The organism is uncultured Nostoc sp. (assembly GCF_964245445.1).
GTDB lineage: Bacteria > Cyanobacteriota > Cyanobacteriia > Cyanobacteriales > Nostocaceae > Nostoc.
In genome coordinates this window covers 1-2,684 of the sequence record NZ_CAXTNE010000490.1, presented here as the reverse complement: position 1 = coordinate 2,684, position 2,684 = coordinate 1, and the positions used below count along the sequence as shown (strand labels likewise).

Annotated in this window: 3 protein-coding genes; 1 reads left to right on the top strand and 2 read right to left on the bottom strand. The window is 41.5% G+C overall.

Annotation, left to right across the window (positions count from 1 at the left end):
- Positions 1 to 7 precede the first annotated feature (7 nt).
- Complete coding sequence (locus ACFE90_RS37705; RefSeq protein WP_375507330.1) at positions 8 to 577, bottom strand: filamentous hemagglutinin N-terminal domain-containing protein; 570 nt, start codon at positions 575 to 577, stop codon at positions 8 to 10.
- Between the two features lie 846 nt (positions 578 to 1,423).
- Here ACFE90_RS37705 and ACFE90_RS37700 point away from each other — a divergent pair.
- Positions 1,424 to 2,038 carry a tol-pal system YbgF family protein gene (locus ACFE90_RS37700; RefSeq protein ID WP_375507329.1) on the top strand — a complete coding sequence of 205 codons (615 nt, stop codon included), beginning with the start codon at positions 1,424 to 1,426 and terminating at the stop codon, positions 2,036 to 2,038.
- A gap of 94 nt (positions 2,039 to 2,132) precedes the next feature.
- Here ACFE90_RS37700 and ACFE90_RS37695 read toward each other — a convergent pair whose 3' ends face one another.
- Positions 2,133 to 2,618, bottom strand: a complete 486-nt coding sequence (locus tag ACFE90_RS37695; RefSeq protein WP_375507328.1) for a DUF928 domain-containing protein — start codon at positions 2,616 to 2,618, stop codon at positions 2,133 to 2,135.
- Positions 2,619 to 2,684: the final 66 nt, after the last annotated feature.

Below are 2,684 nucleotides of genomic sequence, written 5' to 3'. Positions count from 1 at the left end.
CTCGCTACTATCCACATCTGGATTCACAAAATATTATTAGTGGGATAGGTTCAACGGTAAGTAAATTACTCATTGTTGGTTGCGAAGCGCTGAATAGCCCGGCATCGCCGAGCTTTACCGCATCAGCCGTCGTTGCCAAAAATGAACCCTGCACGTCTAAACTTGAAGAAGGCCCGAATACAATGCCCTTAGGATTAATCAAAAACAAATTGGCATTCCCTAAAATCCCCAACCGTCCCAAAATATCCGAACGGTTGGCTCCCGTCACGCGAGAGAGAATATTTTCAATCCCTGCCGGATTAGCGAAATAAGCGCCTCGTCCTGCACCGACATTGAATTGTTCAAAACTATGAAACAGGTTAGCACCGCGAGTTGCGCCACCATCAATGCGATCGCCTTGAATCCCCTTTATATTGACATTAGGTGTAACAACAGAACCTTCAGCACCTAGCGTATTGTCAGGCACGATTTGAGCCAAAAGGCGATCGCTTACTCCGATTGAGAGTACCGCCACTAAAGCGACACAACCCGCAATCTTCCACTCCAAACCTCGACCGAACCAGCTTTTAATAATCATTTGGTGGTTTTCTTAACATTTTTGCAAACCTCTACACGCCCATCTCCCAATTACCTCTGTAGATGTATTAAATGTATTTTCTGTACTTATTTATCTTTACATAATTAGGTTTTTTCACGCCGACTTTCTTAAATTAATTAGGATAAGTGAGTTGGCACAATCAAACCAAACTATGTGAATAAAAATAAACAAGGTTCAAGCCCTTTTTCCTCCTGTCCCCTACAAGAATTGCCTTATCCCAACAATAATTATTTACGCCGAGCTACTTATTAGCTTAATGACTGTCAAAATCTTAACTATAATCTGCCTCATCTAACAATTTTATTTATATATATCATTACTAATATAAAATTTGGATTTCGATAAAACAAAACTGAGTGCCCCTTCCCTCCAAGTCAAAAATCAAAATTTATTTGAGCTAATGGTGTCAATCCCTGCTAAAATTCCAACTTAACTTTGAAGCCCGACGGCATTGAGTAACTGCTTGCTTAATTCATACAATAAAATCTTTAACTGAAGTTAGGCATTCACCTATTGTGCTAAGTTAATGGTAAAACAAAGCAATACTGATTGCACAATTAGGCAACTAGCATTGCCCAAATGTGCAACTTCAGATCGAAATGGAGTTAACCCTCTATTCTTACTACGAGGAGAGAAAAATACTGCCTCACTTATGAACGCTAAACAAATAATCAATTGTGCAAACATCAGGGAACTTTGTCATTTAAACTTCCTTATTGAGAAGAGTTGTAAAAATAGTGGTTTTAGCTTATTCTCTACCGAAGGTAGCAAAAGAGGGGTTAAAACTTCGGACAAAATCTTCCTTGGAACCTATGGTATCCTCCTATGCCAAACCGATACCGCCAATTTGGTGTCCGTCGCTTTCTAGTAGTTATCTTCTTTAGCAGCCTCACATTTTGCCTGTGGCTGAATCATGTTCCCTTGACTGTGCAGACAAAATGGGGAGAACAAGCAACCGCACAGCCTCCCAATCCAAGCCAACTCGTACAACAAGGAATTGAACAATATCGCGCCGGAGATGTGCAAGAGGCGATCGCCAAATGGCAAACTGCCTTAAGTGCCTATGAAAATATCAATAACCACGATAACGCGGCAATTATTCGAGAAAAACTAGCCATAGCTTATCAGCAACTTGGTCAATTCGAGCAAGCGATCAATTATTGGAAAGAAGCGATTGCCAACTATCGCTCCTCAGGAGAATTCGTGAAGGTGGGACAGTTGCTCACAGAACTTGCTCAAACCTACAGTCATTTGGGGCAAAATAAACAAGCGATCGCGCTTTTATGCGGTGCTTCTGAGACTGATGAGGATTGCCTTGAGAGTGTTGGAAGTGCTTTGCAAATTGCCCAAAAATTTAGCGATCGCCAGGGAGAAGTAGCTGCATTGGGAAGCTTGGGAGAAGCCTATCGCCTCAAGGGAAAGTATGATTTAGCATATTGAAACAGGCACTGATTAATCAGAATAAGAAGATTCACCCCGCCTAATGGCACCTTTTATCCTCATCGGTAACTGGCTTTAGGCAGGGTTAGCCTGATTAGCGTGCGCTGTCTGCAATCTGTTTTAAGTTTTCAATCCGTTTCTCAATCGCTTCCCGTTGTTTTGGTGGCAATTCTGGTATGGTTTTTGGTGCTTCCCACTTAGCCAAATCTTTTAACAGAGTTGAACCCACTTCTCCCAATTTCGACACTTGAGCCAGTTTGAGTGCTTCATCTAGCGCGTTGTACCATAAACCTGCCTCAGCATAGATATTAGCTTTCTCAACACTATTTGCTGCTCTGTTCAATTTACTTTGCACAGATGCTGGCATTTTTACAACCTCAATACTTGCCTCGTCTACTAAATCACCTGATGGATTATCTGGGTCACAATGAATCACGACCTGCAAGAAATATTCTTTTCCCGGTTGCAGCCCTAGTTCCTTTTCCGGAAACGGAGATAACTTCATAATCCCCGGTGAACTCTGCAATGATATTTTGCGAACTTCTTTGGGTTTTCCGCTTGGAACCCACTCGTAAATCATGAATTTCATTGCCTTGAAACTATCCCACTAATAAAAAAGTATGGTAATCTACTTCTCAACAAGGAG